The organism is Bacteroidia bacterium (assembly GCA_027493955.1).
Taxonomy (GTDB): domain Bacteria; phylum Bacteroidota; class Ignavibacteria; order SZUA-365; family SZUA-365; genus JAOSJT01.
In genome coordinates this window covers 3,147,700-3,164,044 of record JAOSJT010000001.1, presented here as the reverse complement: position 1 = coordinate 3,164,044, position 16,345 = coordinate 3,147,700, and the positions used below count along the sequence as shown (strand labels likewise).

Below are 16,345 nucleotides of genomic sequence, written 5' to 3'. Positions count from 1 at the left end.
AGGTGAAAAGGAAAAAAGGTGAAAAGGAAAAAAGGTGAAAAGGAAAAAAGGTGTGTCGCTTCAACCTGCAATGAATTGTCAGCAACCCACCAGTTCAGACCAAGGCACGTCTTACCCTTTCACCCTTTCACCCTTTCACCTTTTCACCCTTTCACCCTTTCACCCTTTCACCTTTTCACCCTTTCACCCTTTCACCCTTTCACCCTTTCACCCTTTCACCTTTTCACCTTTTCACCCTTTCACCATTTTCCCGTACCCTACGAATCTCAATACATACAAATACACATAGCCAACCATGAATATCCTCGTCATCGCTGAACAACGCGACAATACCGTAAAGAAAGCCTCCTTCGAAGCCGTGCGCGCGGCTGCGAAGCTGGCCGGGCAACTCGGCGCATCCGTCACCGGCATGCTCATCGGCGGCAGCGCCGAAGCGGCCGCTTCGCTCGGCGGCTACGGCGCGACCAAAGTGCTGCACGTTGCGGACGAACGGCTCGCGCTCTACTCCAGCGCCGCCTATGCCACGGCAGTCACCACCGCCGCAGCAAAAGAGAACGCCGATATCGTCATTCTTCCCGCCACCTCCATGGGCAAGGACCTTGCGCCCCGCCTCGCCGTGCGCCTCGACGGCGCCGTCGTGCCGGATGTCACCGCGCTCGATGTGGATAGCGGCGACGTCATCGCCACGCGTCCGATCTATGCCGGCAAGGCGCTGGAAAAGGTCCGTGTCACGACGGCGAAAAAAGTGTTCTCCCTGCGTCCCAATGTGTTTACCGCCGGACAACCCGATGGTGCGGCAGCGACAGTCGAAACTCTCGCGGTGGATTTCACCGACGCCGACTTCGCGACCAAAGCCACCGGCACCAGTATCGCTTCCGGCAAACTGGATGTGTCCGAAGCCACCGTCATCGTTTCCGGCGGACGCGGCTTGCAGGGACCCGAGCATTGGCCGCTCATCGAAGGTCTTGCCGCCGCGCTGGGCAGAGTCACAGGCGGTGCCGCCACCGGTGCCTCGCGCGCAGTGGTGGATGCCGGCTGGCGACCCCACGGCGAGCAGGTGGGACAGACCGGCAAAACCGTGTCTCCCAATCTCTACGTGGCCTGCGGCATCTCCGGCGCCATCCAGCATCTCGCCGGTATGTCGTCTTCCAAATGTATTGTGGCAATCAATAAGGATAAGGACGCTCCCATTTTCCAGGTCGCGGACTACGGCATCGTCGGCGACGTGTTCGAGGTCATCCCGGCGTTGACGGAAGAACTTGGAAAATTGTAGAGTAGCGGAGAGTAAAGAGTAAAGAGTGAAGAGTAAAGAGTAAAGAGTGAAGATCAGTAATGTATACGAGCACCGCGCGATTGCGTGTTTACTGGCAGGCAGCAAGCTGCTTGTGCAGCAGAAGTCAGAACGAGCAGAGCGGGCCACCCATGTACAGCATTACTTAGCCCCCTTTACCCTTTACTCTTCACTCTTTACCCTTCCCTTTACCCTTTACCACATTTCTGACAAAAGCAGTCAAACACGACTGTAAGTAGCTGATTTTAACAGACCCCGCAAATGTCAAAAATTAAAGTCGACATCCTCGGTCTCTCCACCTCCTCCTCCAGCGGGGGAGCGTATGCGCTCATCCTGCGCGAGACGGACGGACAGCGCCGCTTGCCCATCATTATCGGGGCCTTCGAGGCGCAGGCCATCGCTCTGGAAATCGAGGGCATCAAACCGCCCCGGCCCATGACGCATGATCTGTTCAAGGACGTGATCGAAACGCTCGGCTTTGCCATTACCGAAGTCACCATCACCGAGCTGCGCGAGGGGACGTTCTATGCCCGGCTGTCGCTGGACAATACGGCGATGGACGAGGTGGACGCCCGTCCCAGCGATGCCATCGCCCTCGCCGTGCGCTTCGGCATACCCGTGTTTGTCGCGGAGGAAGTGCTGGATGAAGCCGGCTTTGTCCCCGAAGGCGAGGAGCATCACGACACCCACGACGCAACGGCGGACACGGTTCTGGCTCCGCGTGAACAGCGCCTGGCGGAGTTGCAGTCCCGGCTCGACGATGCCATAAACAACGAGGATTACGAGGACGCGGCAAAAATTCGAGACGAGATTCTTCGCCTGCAGAGTGGTGATTGACCGAAAAATTCCGTACTTTTTAATGACATCGAAACAATGACCGGCACGCCCGGATACCTTCCGGAAACCGCCACGTTAGAGTGAGATCCCATGGCCCTTGGGTCCGTCAAGATAGTAGCAAATCCCGAATCCGTGTTTCCCGGCGATGATATGTCCTTCGCCGAAATAGATCGTATCGCTGCCTGCCGCACGAACGGAACGCTTGCGCTGAAACGCGCCGTGCCGGGCCTGCGCTACACCACCGACGTGCCGCTTTGCGGCACGCCTTCGTATAACCACAGAAACCGCAGAAAAATACAGAAAAGACAGAACGCAACCGCAGAAGGCGCAGAAAAGACAGAAGACGCAGAAGACTTCTCGAAAGCATTCCGCGTTTTCGCTTCCAGATCCCTTACGCCTCCGGCGGACAGATTAACCTTTAACCTTTAACGTTTAACATTTAACGCTTAACGATTCTGCGCTTTCTGTGAATTCTGTGGTCTCGGTTAATGCCCGGGTAATAAAATAAGATCACGGCATGTGGTCGTTCCGCAGAGTGCGTTGCACTTCCAATCGGTCCCCGAAAATGGGACTGAATTGGAACGCAGAAGGCGCAGAAAAAACAGAACAAGCAGAACGCTTCTCGAAGGTTTTACACCGTGCCGATTCCCGATTAACGATTCTGCGTTTTCTGTGAATTCTGTAGTCCCGGTCAATGCCCGGGTAACAAAATAAGATCACGGCATGTGGTCGTTCCCCAGAGTGCGTTGCACTCCCAATCGGTCTCAAAAATGGGACTGAATTGGAACGCAGAAGGCGCAGAAAAAACAGAACAAGCAGAACGCTTCTCGAAGGTATTACACCGTGCCGATTCCCGCTTAACGATTCTGCGTTTTCTGTGAATTCTGTGGTCCCGGTCAATGCCCGGGTAACAAAATAAGATCACGGCATGTGGTCGTTCCGCAGAGTGCGTTGCACTCCCAATCGGTCCCCGAAAATGGGACTGAATTGGCGGAGCTATACAGACCACAGAAAAAACAGAACGCAGAACACGCAGAAAAAACAGAACAAGCAGAACGCTTCTCGAAAGTATTACGCAGTGCCGATTCCCGATTAACGATTCCCGATTAACGATTCCCGATTAACGATTAACGATTCCCGATTAACGATTCTGCGCATTCTGTTTATTCTGCGAATTCTGCGTTTCGTGATCAAGACAATTCGAAAATATCCGATCGCATCCCAACCCCGCGAAAGTGACTATTGGCGCACGCGTACCGGGCAGGAGCGTCTGCAGGCCCTCGAAGATATCAGGACGGAATACAATTCCTGGAAATACCCGGATAATCCCGGCTTCGAGTATGTGTGTGTTGTCCGCAAAATGGATGAACGTGATACGAGCAGTGCTTGCTGACGGGTGACTTCAAAGATTTCGTTCAATGCCTTGTCGGGCGTGAGGTCCGCTTTCTCATCGTCGGAGGGTACGCGGTTGCGTTTCACGGTCATCCGAGGTACACGAAAGATCTTGATATCTGGATGCGCCCTGATACCGACAACGCAAAGCGTATACTTCTGGCTCTCAGTGACTTTGGCTTCGGCGATCTCGATATCGTTGAAGCGGATTTTCTGAATGCAGAGCAGGTAATACAGCTTGGGCAGCCCCCCAACCGAATCGATATGCTCACACAGCTCAAAGGAGTCGATTTCGACGAGTGCTATGCCCGGAAGATTGTAACGGTTATCAACGGTCTTGAAGTCCCGTTCATCGATCTGCCCCATCTTATAGCCAATAAGCGGGCTACAGGAAGAGCTCAGGATCTGGCCGATGCGGAGAACCTGGCCATCTGTTGATACCGCGCAGGGACAGGGAGCGTCGAAGACGGAAGGTCGGCGACTCGCCGCGACGAGGAGAGTCAGTTGATGCCAGCAGGTGGGATGGTGAGCAGGAGCTTTTGGCAAGTACTGTGCGATAATTCCCAACTCACCCCCCCGACCCCCTCTCTTGGAAGAGAGAGGGAGTAAGAGGAGCTCTCACTACAGTTTGTGCTGAAGTGGTGATGTAGAAAAGCGAGATGTACAGCATCCCTTTCTGCGAATGTGGCACTCACGATTGCAGCAAACGCAGACCACAGAAGAAACAGAACACACAGAAAAAAACAGAACGCTTCTCGAAAGTATTACGCAGTGCCGATTCCCGATTAACGATTAACGATTCCCGATTAACGATTAACGATTCCCGATTAACAATTTCTGGCATTTCTGCTCATTCTGTGGTTTCTGTTAATTCTGTGGTTTCTGTTAATTCTGTGGTTTCTGTTAATTCTGTGGTTTCTGTGGTTTCTGTGGTCAAGTGGAGAATTCTCTACGTCCGTCCCCGCTTCGAGAAGAAAATCCACCAGCAGCTTCTCGAGCTTGGTATTGAGAGTTTTCTCCCTCTGCGGGAAGAAGTGCGACAGTGGTCCGACAGAAAAAAACGCGTCATCGTTCCGCTGTTTAACGGCTACATTTTCGTGCGGGTGGATGAGCGGCAGCGCATCAAAGCCCTCGATATTTATGGTGTCCTGAAGTACATCCACTTCTCCGGCGTTCTGGTCGAAGTCCGCCCCGCGATCATCGAAAGCATCCGCATCGCCGTCGAAGGACCCCGCAAGCTCGACGTGCTGCCCGAACGCCTCCCCGAAGGCACCCCCGTCAAAGTCATTCACGGACCCCTCACCGGCCTCCGCGGCGAACTCACCCAATACCGCGGCTCCTCCAAAGTCGCCGTCTTCGTCGAAGGCATCCGCCAAAGCGTGGTCGTCGAGGTGGATTTGGCGGAGATTGAAGTGGTTGGGGGAGGAGGTGAAAGGGGGAGAAGGTGAAAAGGTGAAAAGGTGGGAGAGGAGAAGGTGAAAAGGGGAACGGGTGTATCGGAGACAGGGTGGAATTATTTGACTCGCATAGGTGATCGCCATCAAGTACATTCATAGGGTGTTGAATGAGGGAAGGGGAAAATCCACTCATTCGTAAAAAGACAGGGATCAGCTATGCAACAGCAATTTGAATGGTCGCATAGGCGACTGGATGCTTGGAAAGTCGCTATGGACCTCGCGATAAAAGTCGCGGAGGAGTTGAGGAAATTCCCGCGGTATGAATTATACGGATTGAGCGCGCAACTTCGGGATGCGTCAGTTTCGGTTCCAACGAACATAGCAGAAGGGCGGCAAGACCATCAAAACGTGAGTATTATCGCTTCCTCGGTATTTCAAGAGGTTCATTGAGCGAAATGGATACCGAGTTGGAATTGGCATTACGTCAGGGGTATATCTCGAAGGAATCTGAGGTATTCCCACTACTCACCCGAGCGTCATATCTGCTAGATGGACTAATGAAGCACGTCTGGTCGCAATTAGACAACACCCGACTGGGGAAGAAGTAAGACAAAGCCAAACCCCTTCCCTCTTACCTTTTCACCTTTTCACCTTTTCACCATCTTTGAAAAAAGCCCTCATTACCGGCATAACTGGCCAAGATGGTTCTTACTTGGCCGAACTCCTTCTATCCAAAGGTTATGAAGTCCATGGTGTAGTGAGGAGAGTCGCTATCGAAGCTCCCGAGCAGCGTCTCGGACGGGTGAAGCATCTGATCAATGATATACAACTCCATCCCGCCTCTCTCGAAAGCTATCCGTCGCTGTTCAAAGTCGTGCGCGATATCATGCCGGACGAATGCTATCACCTGGCAGCGCAAAGCTTCGTGAGCTACAGTTTCGAGGATGAGTTTTCCACTTTCAATACGAATATCAACGGCACGCATTATCTGCTGTCGTCCATCAAGGAAAACGCGCCGGAGTGCAGATTCTATTTCGCGGGATCCAGCGAGATGTTCGGCAAGGTGCGCGAAGTGCCGCAGAATGAGGACACCCCCTTTCATCCGCGTTCGGCCTACGGTATCACCAAGGTAGCGGGCTTCGATCTCACGCGCAATTATCGCGAGGCCTACGGCATCAAGGCCGCCAGCGGTATATTATATAATCACGAGTCGCCCCGCCGCGGTTTCGAATTCGTTACACGCAAAATTACCAGCACCGTGGCGCGCATCAAAAGGGGAGAGGCGAAGGAGCTCCGTCTCGGCAATCTCGACGCCAAACGCGACTGGGGCTATGCCAAAGAATACGCCGAAGCCATGTGGCTTATTCTGCAGCAGGAGCACCCGAAAGATTACGTCATTGCAACCGGCGAAACGCACAGCGTGCGCGATTTCTGCCGCGTCGCCTTCGAGCATGTCGGCTTGAATTACGAAGACTACGTCGTAATCGATCCGCTCTTCTACCGCCCCGCCGAAGTGGAAATTCTCCTCGGCGATCCCTCCCGCGCCAAAACCGAACTCGCCTGGACTCCCGAGGTCAAATTCGAGGAACTCGTCCGAATGATGGTCGATGCGGACATGGGGAATGGTAAAGGGTAAAGGGTAAAGGGCTTTGGTAAAGGGTGAAGGGTAAAGGGTAAAGGGGGCGCAGTTTGTTTTGTTCAGATGGACCGAGTCAGCCTGGGTGTGATTTGCGAGGTCTGGAGAATATACGAAAGGGATGGGGACATACGTTGTAGTGTTTCACACTCCTTATTTTTTTCTACAATTTCCAAATAGGGGTTACAATGGGAAAATTCAAGAGAGCACACGAAAACCTGGATGCATGGATAATAGGTATGGATGTAGTTGATGCTGTCTATGCTATGACAAGGAAGTTCCCAAAGGACGAGTTGTTTGTTCTGAGCTCGCAGATGCGCAGAGCAGCAATTTCGATACCGACGAACATCGCAGAAGGCTCGGCTAAGGATTCGTTCAAGGAGACTCTTCGATACTACACTATTTCACGCGGATCTTTAAGTGAGCTTGAAACGGAAGTCAAGATTGCGGAACGGCAACACTATATAGAGAATACGGATGAAATTGACGCTCTGCTTGATCATGAATCCCGCGTACTGTCAGGACTTATTAATTCTGTCAGAAGGAAGATACGGGACGACCGAAAACCATACAGATTACCAAGAAATGGCTAGTCATTGAGCCTAACCGCTTGAACATAGCAAACAGCGACCCTTTACCCTTCACCCTTTACCCTTTACCAGTTCTCCAGATTTCGAAAGCAACGCCATCGTCCAGCCTAACCGCTTGAACATAGCAAACAGCGACCCTTTACCCTTCACCCTTTACCCTTTACCAATTCTCCAGATTTCGAAAGCAACGCCATCGTCCAGCCTAACCGCTTGAGCGTAGCAAACAGCGACCCTTTACCCTTTACCAATTCTCCAGATTTCGAAAGCAACGCCATCGTCCAGCCTAACCGCTTGAGCGTAGCAAACAGCGACCCTTTACCCTTTACCAATTCTCCAGATTTCGAAAGCAACGCCATCGTCCAGCCTAACCGCTTGAACATAGCAAACAGCGCCCCCTTTACCCTTTACCCTTGACCCTTCACCATGCAAGTCCCCCTGCTCGACCTTAAAGCCCAGTACCAGCAAATCAAACAAGAAATCGAACCGGTCCTGCTCCGTGTTGCGGATTCACAATACTTCATTCTCGGTCCCGACGTCACCGCGCTCGAGAAAAACATCGCCGAATATGTCGGCAGCACGCACGCCATCGGCGTCTCCTCCGGCACGGACGCGCTGCTGCTGGCCATGATGGCCCTCGGTATCGGACCCGGCGACGGCGTTATCGTACCGACCTTCTCCTTTTTCGCTACGGCCGGCGTAGTTTCCCGCCTCGGCGCCACACCGATTTTTGTTGATATCGATCCACTTACCTATAATATTTCACCCTTTGCCGCCGCCGAAGCTTTCGAAAAGTACCGCTCCTCCGTCAACATCAAGGCCATCGTGCCGGTGCATCTGTTCGGACAATCCGCCGATATGGATCCCATCATGGGCTTTGCCGAAGCGCATGACCTGTACGTGATCGAAGACGCCGCGCAGGCCATCGGTACGCAGTACAAGGACGGACGCCGCGTCGGCAGCATCGGCACGGTGGGCTGCTTCAGCTTTTTCCCGAGCAAGAATCTCGGTGCCTTCGGCGACGGCGGCATCATCACCACCAACGACCCCGACCTCGCGAAACGTATCGAGCTTCTCCGCGTCCACGGCGCCGAAAAGCGCTACTATCACGACATGATCGGCGGCAACTTCCGCATAGACGCCCTCCAGGCTGCCGTCCTCAACGTCAAACTGCCGCATCTGAACAGCTGGCATGAAGGCCGCCGGAAAAACGCGGCGTTATATAATGCTTTATTTACTCAGGCCGGAGTGGTGGATAGCGGTAAAGTGAAGCTCCCTGCCTCCATATACGAAGCGCCCGGCTTGCAGCATCCGCACATCTACAATCAGTATTGCATACGCGTACAGAATCGCGACGGCTTGATGGAGCACCTCACCGCCGCCGGCATAGGATGCGCTGTATACTATCCCGTGCCCTTCCATCAGCAGAAATGCTTCGCCGGCCTCCCCAGTTGCGCCGACGCCTTCCCCGTCTCCGACGCCGTCTGCGACACCATCATCGCCCTCCCCGTCTACCCCGAATTGACGGAGGAAATGATTGGGGAGGTGGTGAATTGCGTTGTCGATTTCGTTGGAAGGAGTTAAAGGTTAAACGTTAAACGTTAAACGAGGGATAGTACCGACCAACTCTCCCCTCGTTTAACTTTTAACTTTTAACGTTTAACGCTCCTCATCGAGCTTCCTTTTGAGATAGCGAATCATGCCGCTGAGCGGTGAAGCGACCTTCTCAAGTTGAAGCAGAAGCGATTCCAGGTTCTCTGTGTAGCCGAGTTCCTTTGCGATGAAAAGCTCGGTCTCAATTTCGCTTAAGGAAGAACGGGCGATTGTCAGAAAACGCAAGTTGTCCTTTATCGTCTCACGAGCTGCGCCTTCCGCGATGTTGCTCGGCACAGATACCGAAGCACGCCGTAATTGCGACGTTAGACCGTACATCTCCGATTTCGGAAAGCCCTGAGTCTCCCGGTAGATAGCAACAACAAAATCGATTCCCGCTTTCCAGGCATCGAGTTTTCTGTGAGAACGCATGAATTCAGACATGATAGACTCCCTTGTTCTGTCGAAAAAATAATGCGACCGCAAGATGCGGATTAACTCCTATGTACGGAAATGCAAAACGAACGACCGGAAATTCAAATGACAGGGGAGGTTAAACGTTAAAAGTTAAACGAAAGAAGTTAAAAGTTAAACGAAAGAAGACACCTCCCCTCGTTTAACCTTTAACCCTCCCCTCGTTTAACCTTTAACGTTTAACCCTCTTCTCGTTTAACGTTTAACGTTTAACGTTTAACTCTCTCTCCCACGTTTATTTCCCCATCCCAATAATGTCCACCCACATCCACCCCTCCGCCTTCATCGACTCCGACGTCCTCATCGGTGACGGCACGAAAATATGGCATTTCTCGCATATACAATCCGGGGCGAGAATAGGGAAGAACTGCGTGTTCGGACAGAACGTCAACGTGGGCAACAATGTGCGCATCGGGGATTATTGCAAGGTGCAGAACAACGTATCGATTTATGAAGGCGTCATACTCGAGGATTATGTATTCTGCGGACCTTCCATGGTGTTCACCAACGTGATCAATCCGCGTTGCAAATATCCGCAGGTGGGCAGCGAATTTTATCTTGAAACCCGCGTCTGCGAAGGCGCTTCCCTTGGCGCCAATTGCACCATCGTGTGCGGACACCGCATCGGACGCCACGCCTTCGTCGGTGCCGGCGCCGTCGTCACCCGCGACGTCCCCGACTACGCCCTCGTCGTCGGCAGCCCCGCAAAAATCATCGGCTGGGTCAGCGAAGCCGGCGAGCGTTTGGAATTCGATGCCGACGGAATGGCCGAGTGCGGAAGGACGGGAATGCGGTATCGATTGAATGAGATTGGAGTGGTGGAAGTCTCTTAGCTCTGGCCTCACCCCCGTCCTCACCCCCGGCCTCACCCCCGGCCTCACCCCCCCGCCTCACCCCCGGCCCCCTCTCCGCAAGCGGAGAGGGGGAGGAATCGGATTGTGTGAGTTGTTTGATTGCGTTGAGTATGATGTCTGTTTGATGAAGTGCGATGTGATTGGGAAATCTGAGGACACGAAAGCCGAGATTCTCCAGAGTGTCGTCTCGTATGCTGTCATAATACCGTGTGTCATCGTGTATGGGACCATCCAGTTCGATGATCAGGTTGAGTTCATGTGAGTAAAAATCCGCTATATAGAATGATTGTCTGCCGCCGACATCGTAAAATATCGCACGCTGGCGATAGAATTTGACGCCGTGGCACTTACGATTTCTCAAAAGATCCCACATATGGATTTCCGCGTTCGTCTGTCTTTGACGCAATTCCCTGCACCGTATTGACGCAGCCTGGACCAGAAATTTTGAAGGCATACATTCTCCCATTCGTATGACACAACGAATATCACCTTTGACCAGTAACAACAAAAGTCAAAATTCTCCCCCTCCCCCTCTCCGCTTGCGGAGAGGGGGCCGGGGGTGAGGCCCATAGGCGCTAACTTAAGAGCTTGACTTTTTCCGTGCGGTTTTGTACCTTTACCGCATGGATGCCAAGAGTCAACTTGAATACGAGTGGGCCCATCTTCTTTCCTTCTTTCCCCCTGATGATGTGCTGGAGCGGACGGCAAAGGAATTTGGGGCGATTACCCGGAAAAGGCTTATTGATAAGGCTTCAACCCTACTACGGCTAGCGTTTGCCTATGGGTTCTGCGAGATGTCGCTCCGACAAACAGCCGCATGGGCCGAGGTCATCGACATTGCTCATATATCTGATGTCGCCTTGATGAAGCGTCTGCGTCTCGCCTCGGACTGGCTCGGACATTTACTCGCTCTTAAGTTAACAGAACGAGCGCCGCCACCCCAGCTAGCCCATGCCGCACGACATCTACGTCTGGTGGATGCAACCACTATCAATCGACCGGGTCGATGGGAACAGATTGGCGCGTCCACCTTGGCTTCAATCTGATGGATTTGAAGATTGATTCAGTGGAAGTGACCGATGTCCATGGCGGCGAAAGCCTCAAGCGCTTTCACTTTTGCCCTCATGATCTCGTTGTCGGTGATTGTGGCTATGCACATCGCGCGGGGTTCCATGCCGTGATCTCCGCCAAGGCTGATTTTCTTATTCGACTGAATTGGCAGAATGTGCCGTTATGTGATATTGCGGGAGACGCGTTCGACATCCTCAGAGCGCTCCGCAGTATCAGTGACGCGACACCGACGGAGTTTGCTGTCCGCACGCAGGCGGTACCGAAAGACAACATCCCGGCAATCCCCGCGCGATTGCTGGTCATTCGGAAATCGGAAGCCGCCGCGAAGGCTGCGCGTGAACGGGTCCTGCGCGAACGATCGAGAAAGAGCAGAACCATTGACCCTCGAACACTTGAAGCGGCGAGGTACATTATGGTGCTGACGTCCGTCCCCGCCGACGAGTTGAGCGCGCTCGATGGGCTCGAACTCTATCGGTTCCGATGGCAAATCGAGTTGGCGTTCAAGCGTCTGAAAAGCCTCCTGAATCTTGGCGAGGTCCCGACAAAGGATCCTCCCCTTACGCACAGCTACCTCTATGCGAAATTCCCGCCGCTTTAATTCTGGAAGATTTGACGGAGGAATTCCTCTCTTTTTCCCCTTGGGGGCATCGACTTGTCAGAACGTAATCCATCGATTTGGCGTATTCAACGAGCTTTGATTGATGGAATTCGTTTTTGTATTCTCGGGAGGGTCTCGGCGCAGGACTGGTGTCGGGACGCCGAATCGCTCTTCCGACATTTCTTCAACGCGCCACGCCGCAGAGGCATGCAGCAAGCGCGAGTACTAGCAAATGATCTGGTTCCCATTTTTCCTTAAGTTAGCGCCTTTGGGGGTGAGGCCGGGGGTGAGGCCGGGTGTGAGGCCAGAGGTACATTGAAAGGCATCATCCTCGCCGGCGGCTCCGGTACCCGCCTCTACCCGCTCACGCTTGTCGTATCCAAGCAACTGCTGCCGATATACGACAAGCCGATGATTTACTATCCTCTGACGACGTTGATGTTGGCCGGGATAAAGGAAATCCTCATCATCTCCACCCCGCACGACCTGCCCATGTTCAGGCGGCTGCTGGGGGACGGATCGCAGTGGGGGATGCAGCTCGCATACGCCGAGCAGCCCAGGCCCGAGGGATTGGCGCAGGCGTTTATCATCGGTGAAGAATTTATCGCGGGCGAGCCGAGCTGTCTCATACTGGGCGACAATCTGTTCTACGGCGCCAATCTGGAGAACATCGTGCGCGAAGCGGCGGAGCTCACCGAAGGCGGCAACATCTTCGCGTATTACGTGCGCGATCCCGAGCGCTACGGTGTGGTGGAGTTCGATGAGCGCCGCAAGGCCATTTCGATAGAAGAAAAACCCGCACAGCCCCGTTCGCATTACGCCGTACCCGGATTGTATTTCTACGACGGCAATGCGAGCCGCTATGCGAAGCAGCAGCGTCCCTCTCCCCGCGGCGAGCTCGAAATCACCGATCTCAACAACCGTTATCTCGCAGAAGGCACCCTCCGCGTTTCCGTTTTCAGCCGCGGCATGGCCTGGCTCGACACCGGCACACACGAGTCCCTCCTCCAGGCCTCCAGCTTCATCGAAACCATCGAGCAGCGCCAGGGATTGAAAGTCGGCTGTCCGGAGGAAATCGCCTGGCGCAAAGGATGGATAGATGATTCTGAGTTGCGGAGACTCGCAGCAGTGTACCGCAATAATCCGTACGGCGAGTATCTGCTTTCGTTAATCGAGAATCGTTAAACGTTAAACGTTAAACGTGAATCGTGAATCGTCCCGCCTACGCCCACTTCCAACAAAGGTTGTGCCAAACACGTACGATGCTTCGGCGGGCAGGCAAATCGCAAATCTCCTCCTTCGACTACGGGAGCATAGGTGAAAGTAATGAACCCGGAGCTGCAACGTATCCTTGCAGCGAAAGAGAAGCGACGCCTCGCCCTGGCCAGGCTTCCGATTGAAGAGAAAGTCCGTATCCTCATCAAGCTTCAAACCATCGCCGCACCATTGCTCCGCGCACGAGGCGAGCCCGCATATATCTGGAAGCTTGACGATACCGGGGACAATACCGACGGTAAAGACGTTGCATGAGCTGAAACGCTGCCTCCGGATTTCCACAAATAGCACCCTGCCAGGCCTAACTTCACTGAGTAAATCGTCCCGCCTTCGCCCTCTTCCAACAACGGTCGTGCCAAACACGTACGATGCTTCGGCGGGCAGGCAAATCGTCAATCGTCATTCGTCAATCGTCCATCCACCATCGTAAATCCACATGCTAACCCACCTGCACATCAAGGGATTCAAGTCTCTCTGCGACTCTGAGGTGCGCCTCAGTCGTATGAATGTGCTCGTTGGTGCCAACGGAGCGGGAAAAAGTAATCTCATCGCGTTTTTCCGTTTTCTCAATGAGATGATGGCCCAACGATTGCAGATACACATCGGTGTTTCCGGGCGAGCGCAAACCATTCTTTCGTACGGACCAAAGCAGACGCCGCAGTTGGAGGCGACGCTGAAATTCGAGCTGGATGGGGCGGAGGATGAGTATTCAATGCGTCTCTTTCATGCGGCCGGGGATACGCTGGTATTCGCTGACGAGACCCTGCGGTATCGTAAAACCGATCAGGTCAGACCCGTTGAAAAATCACTCGGGGCAGGCCAGCTTGAAACACGCATAGGAGACGCTGCCGAGGAAGGCGACGAGGTGGCGAAAGTATTCAGGTACCTTCTCAGTCGCTGTCGTGTATATCACTTCCACGACACCTCGTCAACCGCGCGTGTCCGACAGCATTGCTATATCGGTGATTCGCGCTTTCTCATGCCGGACGCGGGCAACCTGGCCGCCGTCCTGTACAAATTGAAGAACGAGGCCGACCCGAAGCAGTACCATCGCATCGTGAAGCACATACGATTGATCGCACCATACTTCGACGATTTCGATCTGGAACCCGCAGGAACCGAGAAGAAAGACATCATCCTCAATTGGAAAGAAACCGGCTCCGATCAGGTGTTTGGGCCTCATCAACTCTCGGATGGAACATTGAGATCCATCTGCCTGATCACACTCTTTCTGCAGCCAGTGGATTCAACTCCGGATCTGATTATCGTAGACGAACCAGAATTGGGCCTTCATCCGTATGCGTTGAATGTGATCGCTTCGGTGATGAAGCAGGCCGCAATGAATACGCAAGTCATGATTAGTACACAATCACCCGGCTTACTTGATCACTTCGACCGCAATGATATCGTGATTGTTCAGAAAGTGAGTCGCGGTACGCGTTTCTCCAGACCGGATCCCGACGCATTGGAGTCATGGCTTGAAGAATACACACTCGGCGACGTGTGGGAGAAAAACGTCTTCGGCGGCGGCCCCTTCTGATGTCACGGTTGTATCTTTTTGCTGAAGGTCCTACCGAGCAGACGTGGGCTGGAAGCACGCTGAACGAGCACCTGTTGCGCAGGGATATACAGGTTCATCCTGTACTGATCGCGAACGCCCGGAAAAGGCAGCATGTGCATCGTGGCGGGATCCGAAAGTACGTACAGATGAAAAATGATATTGTACGTTTCCTGACGCAGAACCCCGGCAGGGATGTGTACTTCACCACGATGATCGATCTCTATGGGCTTCCCGGGGATTTTCCCGGAAGAGCAGAGTCAGAGATGCATCGCCCCCGGCCGTACGACCGGGTGGCAGAACTGGAACAAGCCTTCTCCGCCGATATCGCTGATCCGAGATTCATACCCTATGTACAATTGCATGAGTTCGAAGCGCTCCTCTTTGTGGATCCGGAGCAATTCCGAGGATTGCTTAATTGCGGTGACGGGCCGCTCCAGAATTTGGCCGCGATAGCACAGCAAACAGAGCCCGAACTGATCAACGACAATTTTGAAACTGCTCCGAGCAGGCGCATCATTGGGCAGATACCTGAGTATGCGGCGGCGAAATCAACAGCAGGTCCGCTCATCGCGGAAGCGATAGGTCTCCAGCGCTTGCGTGCCGCTTGTCCGCATTTTAACGATTGGTTGACTCGTCTCGAGACCTTGGGCTGAAGAATCGTAAATCGTCAATCGTAAATCCCTTCACCCTTTACCCTTTACCCTTTACCATTTCCCAACCGCTAACCCAATTGTCCAATTTCGCCATCACCGGCGTCGCCGGTTACATAGCTCCGCGCCACCTCAAAGCGATAAAGGAAACCGGCAATACGCTTGTGGCGGCGGTGGACCCGCACGATTCGGTGGGGGTGCTGGATAGCTATTTCCCGGATGCGGCGTTTTTCACGGAGTTCGAGCGTTTCGACCGGCATCTGGAGAAATTGCGGCGGGGACCCGGGAGTGAGCGGGTGCAATATGTGAGCATCTGTTCCCCCAATCACCTGCACGACGCCCACATACGGCAGGCACTCCGGGTGGGAGCGCATGCGATTTGCGAGAAGCCGCTGGTGCTCAATCCCTGGAATCTCGATGCGCTGCGGGACCTGGAAGCGGAGTATGAACGCCGTGTGTATGTCATTCTCCAGTTGCGCCTCCATCCGGCGGCGATAGCGCTCAAACAAACGGTGGAGCAGGCCGGGGGCACAAGGCGACACACGGTGGATTTACGCTACATCGCGCCGCGCGGACGCTGGTATGGCTATTCGTGGAAGGGCGACAAGGAAAAATCCGGCGGCATCGCGAGCAATATAGGCATACATTTCTTCGATCTGCTGCTGTGGATATTCGGGGACGTGCGGGCCGTTGACGTGGAGATCAGAGAGCGACAAAAAATGGTCGGCCGCCTGCAGCTCGAGCATGCGGATGTGTCCTGGTTTCTCTCCACCAACCCCGCCGATATGCCAGGGGAGGCACAGGGCCGCGGTTATCGCGCCCTCACCGTGGACGGCGCCGCCTATGACCTCGCCGGCGGCTTCGAGCACTTGCATACCGACGTGTACCACGACATACTCAGCGGCGGCGGCTTCGGTATAGACGAGGCCTATGCTTCCATCGCGTTGGTGCGGGAGTTGCGGTGATGGAGGGCTCATCTCACAGGACGCCAGCTTCTTGAGTTACAAGGAAGTTGGTTTAGCGAGCTGCTCGGCGATGCGATCCGGCGGCTTGAGGTTCCTTCGCATAATGGAAGACGGATTTAACTTTGGTGGACGCAAGAGTGTTGGAGTAAAACGTACGCCACACT

The 16,345-nt window shown here is 53.9% G+C and carries 20 protein-coding genes and 1 pseudogene; 17 read left to right on the top strand and 4 right to left on the bottom strand.

Features of this window, described 5'->3' with window-relative positions:
* The first annotated feature begins 295 nt into the window (after positions 1-295).
* The 3 genes from M5R41_12110 (at position 296) to M5R41_12100 (ending at position 2,557) form a co-directional block, all read left to right on the top strand.
* The gene (locus M5R41_12110; GenBank protein ID MCZ7557133.1) at positions 296-1,273 is read left to right on the top strand and encodes an electron transfer flavoprotein subunit alpha/FixB family protein; all 978 of its coding nucleotides are present in this window, start codon (positions 296-298) and stop codon (positions 1,271-1,273) included.
* 279 nt (positions 1,274-1,552) lie between these two features.
* Positions 1,553-2,128, top strand: a complete 576-nt coding sequence (locus M5R41_12105) for a bifunctional nuclease family protein (protein MCZ7557132.1) — start codon at positions 1,553-1,555, stop codon at positions 2,126-2,128.
* Positions 2,129-2,278: 150 nt separating this feature from the next.
* On the top strand, positions 2,279-2,557 hold the full coding sequence (locus tag M5R41_12100) for a hypothetical protein (protein ID MCZ7557131.1): 279 nt from the start codon (positions 2,279-2,281) through the stop codon (positions 2,555-2,557).
* An 810-nt stretch (positions 2,558-3,367) separates the two neighbouring features.
* Here the strand turns inward: M5R41_12100 and M5R41_12095 are convergent.
* Positions 3,368-3,886, bottom strand: a complete 519-nt coding sequence (locus M5R41_12095; GenBank protein ID MCZ7557130.1) for a hypothetical protein — start codon at positions 3,884-3,886, stop codon at positions 3,368-3,370.
* A 293-nt stretch (positions 3,887-4,179) separates the two neighbouring features.
* On the opposite strand from M5R41_12095, the gene M5R41_12090 reads away from it, so the two are divergent.
* From M5R41_12090 to M5R41_12070, 5 genes and pseudogenes are all read left to right on the top strand, one after another.
* On the top strand, positions 4,180-4,968 hold the full coding sequence (locus M5R41_12090) for a UpxY family transcription antiterminator (protein ID MCZ7557129.1): 789 nt from the start codon (positions 4,180-4,182) through the stop codon (positions 4,966-4,968).
* Between the two features lie 219 nt (positions 4,969-5,187).
* Positions 5,188-5,265 (top strand): annotated as a pseudogene (locus M5R41_12085) (hypothetical protein).
* Positions 5,250-5,525 (top strand): four helix bundle protein, encoded by a 276-nt coding sequence (locus M5R41_12080; protein ID MCZ7557128.1) that lies wholly within the window; start codon positions 5,250-5,252, stop codon positions 5,523-5,525. The pseudogene M5R41_12085 and the gene M5R41_12080 overlap by 16 nt, the downstream one beginning before the upstream one ends.
* Positions 5,526-5,581: 56 nt before the next feature.
* On the top strand, positions 5,582-6,553 hold the full coding sequence (locus M5R41_12075; protein ID MCZ7557127.1) for a GDP-mannose 4,6-dehydratase: 972 nt from the start codon (positions 5,582-5,584) through the stop codon (positions 6,551-6,553).
* A gap of 188 nt (positions 6,554-6,741) precedes the next feature.
* Positions 6,742-7,146 carry a four helix bundle protein gene (locus M5R41_12070; GenBank protein ID MCZ7557126.1) on the top strand — a complete coding sequence of 135 codons (405 nt, stop codon included), beginning with the start codon at positions 6,742-6,744 and terminating at the stop codon, positions 7,144-7,146.
* A 143-nt stretch (positions 7,147-7,289) separates the two neighbouring features.
* Here the strand turns inward: M5R41_12070 and M5R41_12065 are convergent, their stop codons facing one another.
* Positions 7,290-7,523 (bottom strand): hypothetical protein, encoded by a 234-nt coding sequence (locus M5R41_12065; protein ID MCZ7557125.1) that lies wholly within the window; start codon positions 7,521-7,523, stop codon positions 7,290-7,292.
* Positions 7,524-7,566: 43 nt separating this feature from the next.
* On the opposite strand from M5R41_12065, the gene M5R41_12060 reads away from it, so the two are divergent.
* Entirely contained in the window at positions 7,567-8,724 is a 1,158-nt protein-coding gene (locus tag M5R41_12060; GenBank protein ID MCZ7557124.1) for a DegT/DnrJ/EryC1/StrS family aminotransferase, read from the top strand.
* Positions 8,725-8,799: 75 nt separating this feature from the next.
* Here M5R41_12060 and M5R41_12055 read toward each other — a convergent pair whose 3' ends face one another.
* Entirely contained in the window at positions 8,800-9,177 is a 378-nt protein-coding gene (locus tag M5R41_12055) for a four helix bundle protein (protein ID MCZ7557123.1), read from the bottom strand.
* Positions 9,178-9,461: 284 nt separating this feature from the next.
* Here M5R41_12055 and M5R41_12050 point away from each other — a divergent pair, with 284 nt between their 5' ends.
* A complete protein-coding gene (locus M5R41_12050; protein MCZ7557122.1) occupies positions 9,462-10,040 on the top strand; it encodes an acetyltransferase in 579 nt (192 codons plus the stop codon).
* On the opposite strand, the gene M5R41_12045 is transcribed toward M5R41_12050, so the two are convergent.
* Positions 9,931-10,515, bottom strand: coding sequence for an endonuclease domain-containing protein (locus M5R41_12045; protein ID MCZ7557121.1), 585 nt, complete (start codon positions 10,513-10,515; stop codon positions 9,931-9,933). The two genes, M5R41_12050 and M5R41_12045, sit on opposite strands and share 110 nt — an antisense overlap.
* 169 nt (positions 10,516-10,684) lie before the next feature.
* Between M5R41_12045 and M5R41_12040 the strand changes: the two genes are divergently transcribed.
* The 7 genes from M5R41_12040 to M5R41_12010 all read left to right on the top strand — a co-directional run bounded on the left by M5R41_12040 (position 10,685) and on the right by M5R41_12010 (position 16,181).
* A complete protein-coding gene (locus tag M5R41_12040) occupies positions 10,685-11,107 on the top strand; it encodes a hypothetical protein (GenBank protein MCZ7557120.1) in 423 nt (140 codons plus the stop codon).
* On the top strand, positions 11,068-11,730 hold the full coding sequence (locus tag M5R41_12035) for a transposase (protein MCZ7557119.1): 663 nt from the start codon (positions 11,068-11,070) through the stop codon (positions 11,728-11,730). The genes M5R41_12040 and M5R41_12035 overlap by 40 nt, the downstream gene beginning before the upstream one ends.
* Before the next feature lie 315 nt (positions 11,731-12,045).
* Positions 12,046-12,915, top strand: a complete 870-nt coding sequence (gene rfbA / locus M5R41_12030; protein MCZ7557118.1) for a glucose-1-phosphate thymidylyltransferase RfbA — start codon at positions 12,046-12,048, stop codon at positions 12,913-12,915.
* Between the two features lie 141 nt (positions 12,916-13,056).
* On the top strand, positions 13,057-13,260 hold the full coding sequence (locus tag M5R41_12025; GenBank protein ID MCZ7557117.1) for a hypothetical protein: 204 nt from the start codon (positions 13,057-13,059) through the stop codon (positions 13,258-13,260).
* A 181-nt stretch (positions 13,261-13,441) separates the two neighbouring features.
* Entirely contained in the window at positions 13,442-14,545 is a 1,104-nt protein-coding gene (locus tag M5R41_12020) for an AAA family ATPase (GenBank protein MCZ7557116.1), read from the top strand.
* Positions 14,545-15,219 (top strand): DUF4276 family protein, encoded by a 675-nt coding sequence (locus tag M5R41_12015; GenBank protein ID MCZ7557115.1) that lies wholly within the window; start codon positions 14,545-14,547, stop codon positions 15,217-15,219. Before M5R41_12020 ends, M5R41_12015 begins: the two co-directional genes overlap by 1 nt.
* A 77-nt stretch (positions 15,220-15,296) precedes the next feature.
* Positions 15,297-16,181 (top strand): Gfo/Idh/MocA family oxidoreductase, encoded by an 885-nt coding sequence (locus tag M5R41_12010; protein ID MCZ7557114.1) that lies wholly within the window; start codon positions 15,297-15,299, stop codon positions 16,179-16,181.
* Positions 16,182-16,345 lie beyond the last annotated feature (164 nt).

Coding starts and splice junctions, on each gene's coding strand:
- M5R41_12025 (MCZ7557117.1), top strand. CDS start 13,057: ATGAACCCGGAGCTGCAACGTATCCTTGCAGCGAAAGAGAAGCGACGC.
- M5R41_12040 (MCZ7557120.1), top strand. CDS start 10,685: ATGGATGCCAAGAGTCAACTTGAATACGAGTGGGCCCATCTTCTTTCC.
- M5R41_12055 (MCZ7557123.1), bottom strand. CDS start 9,177: ATGTCTGAATTCATGCGTTCTCACAGAAAACTCGATGCCTGGAAAGCG.
- M5R41_12110 (MCZ7557133.1), top strand. CDS start 296: ATGAATATCCTCGTCATCGCTGAACAACGCGACAATACCGTAAAGAAA.
- M5R41_12090 (MCZ7557129.1), top strand. CDS start 4,180: ATGTACAGCATCCCTTTCTGCGAATGTGGCACTCACGATTGCAGCAAA.
- M5R41_12095 (MCZ7557130.1), bottom strand. CDS start 3,886: ATGGGGCAGATCGATGAACGGGACTTCAAGACCGTTGATAACCGTTAC.
- M5R41_12070 (MCZ7557126.1), top strand. CDS start 6,742: ATGGGAAAATTCAAGAGAGCACACGAAAACCTGGATGCATGGATAATA.
- M5R41_12045 (MCZ7557121.1), bottom strand. CDS start 10,515: ATGCCTTCAAAATTTCTGGTCCAGGCTGCGTCAATACGGTGCAGGGAA.
- M5R41_12065 (MCZ7557125.1), bottom strand. CDS start 7,523: ATGTTCAAGCGGTTAGGCTGGACGATGGCGTTGCTTTCGAAATCTGGA.
- M5R41_12060 (MCZ7557124.1), top strand. CDS start 7,567: ATGCAAGTCCCCCTGCTCGACCTTAAAGCCCAGTACCAGCAAATCAAA.
- M5R41_12020 (MCZ7557116.1), top strand. CDS start 13,442: ATGCTAACCCACCTGCACATCAAGGGATTCAAGTCTCTCTGCGACTCT.
- M5R41_12015 (MCZ7557115.1), top strand. CDS start 14,545: ATGTCACGGTTGTATCTTTTTGCTGAAGGTCCTACCGAGCAGACGTGG.
- M5R41_12050 (MCZ7557122.1), top strand. CDS start 9,462: ATGTCCACCCACATCCACCCCTCCGCCTTCATCGACTCCGACGTCCTC.
- M5R41_12105 (MCZ7557132.1), top strand. CDS start 1,553: ATGTCAAAAATTAAAGTCGACATCCTCGGTCTCTCCACCTCCTCCTCC.
- M5R41_12100 (MCZ7557131.1), top strand. CDS start 2,279: ATGTCCTTCGCCGAAATAGATCGTATCGCTGCCTGCCGCACGAACGGA.
- M5R41_12035 (MCZ7557119.1), top strand. CDS start 11,068: ATGGGAACAGATTGGCGCGTCCACCTTGGCTTCAATCTGATGGATTTG.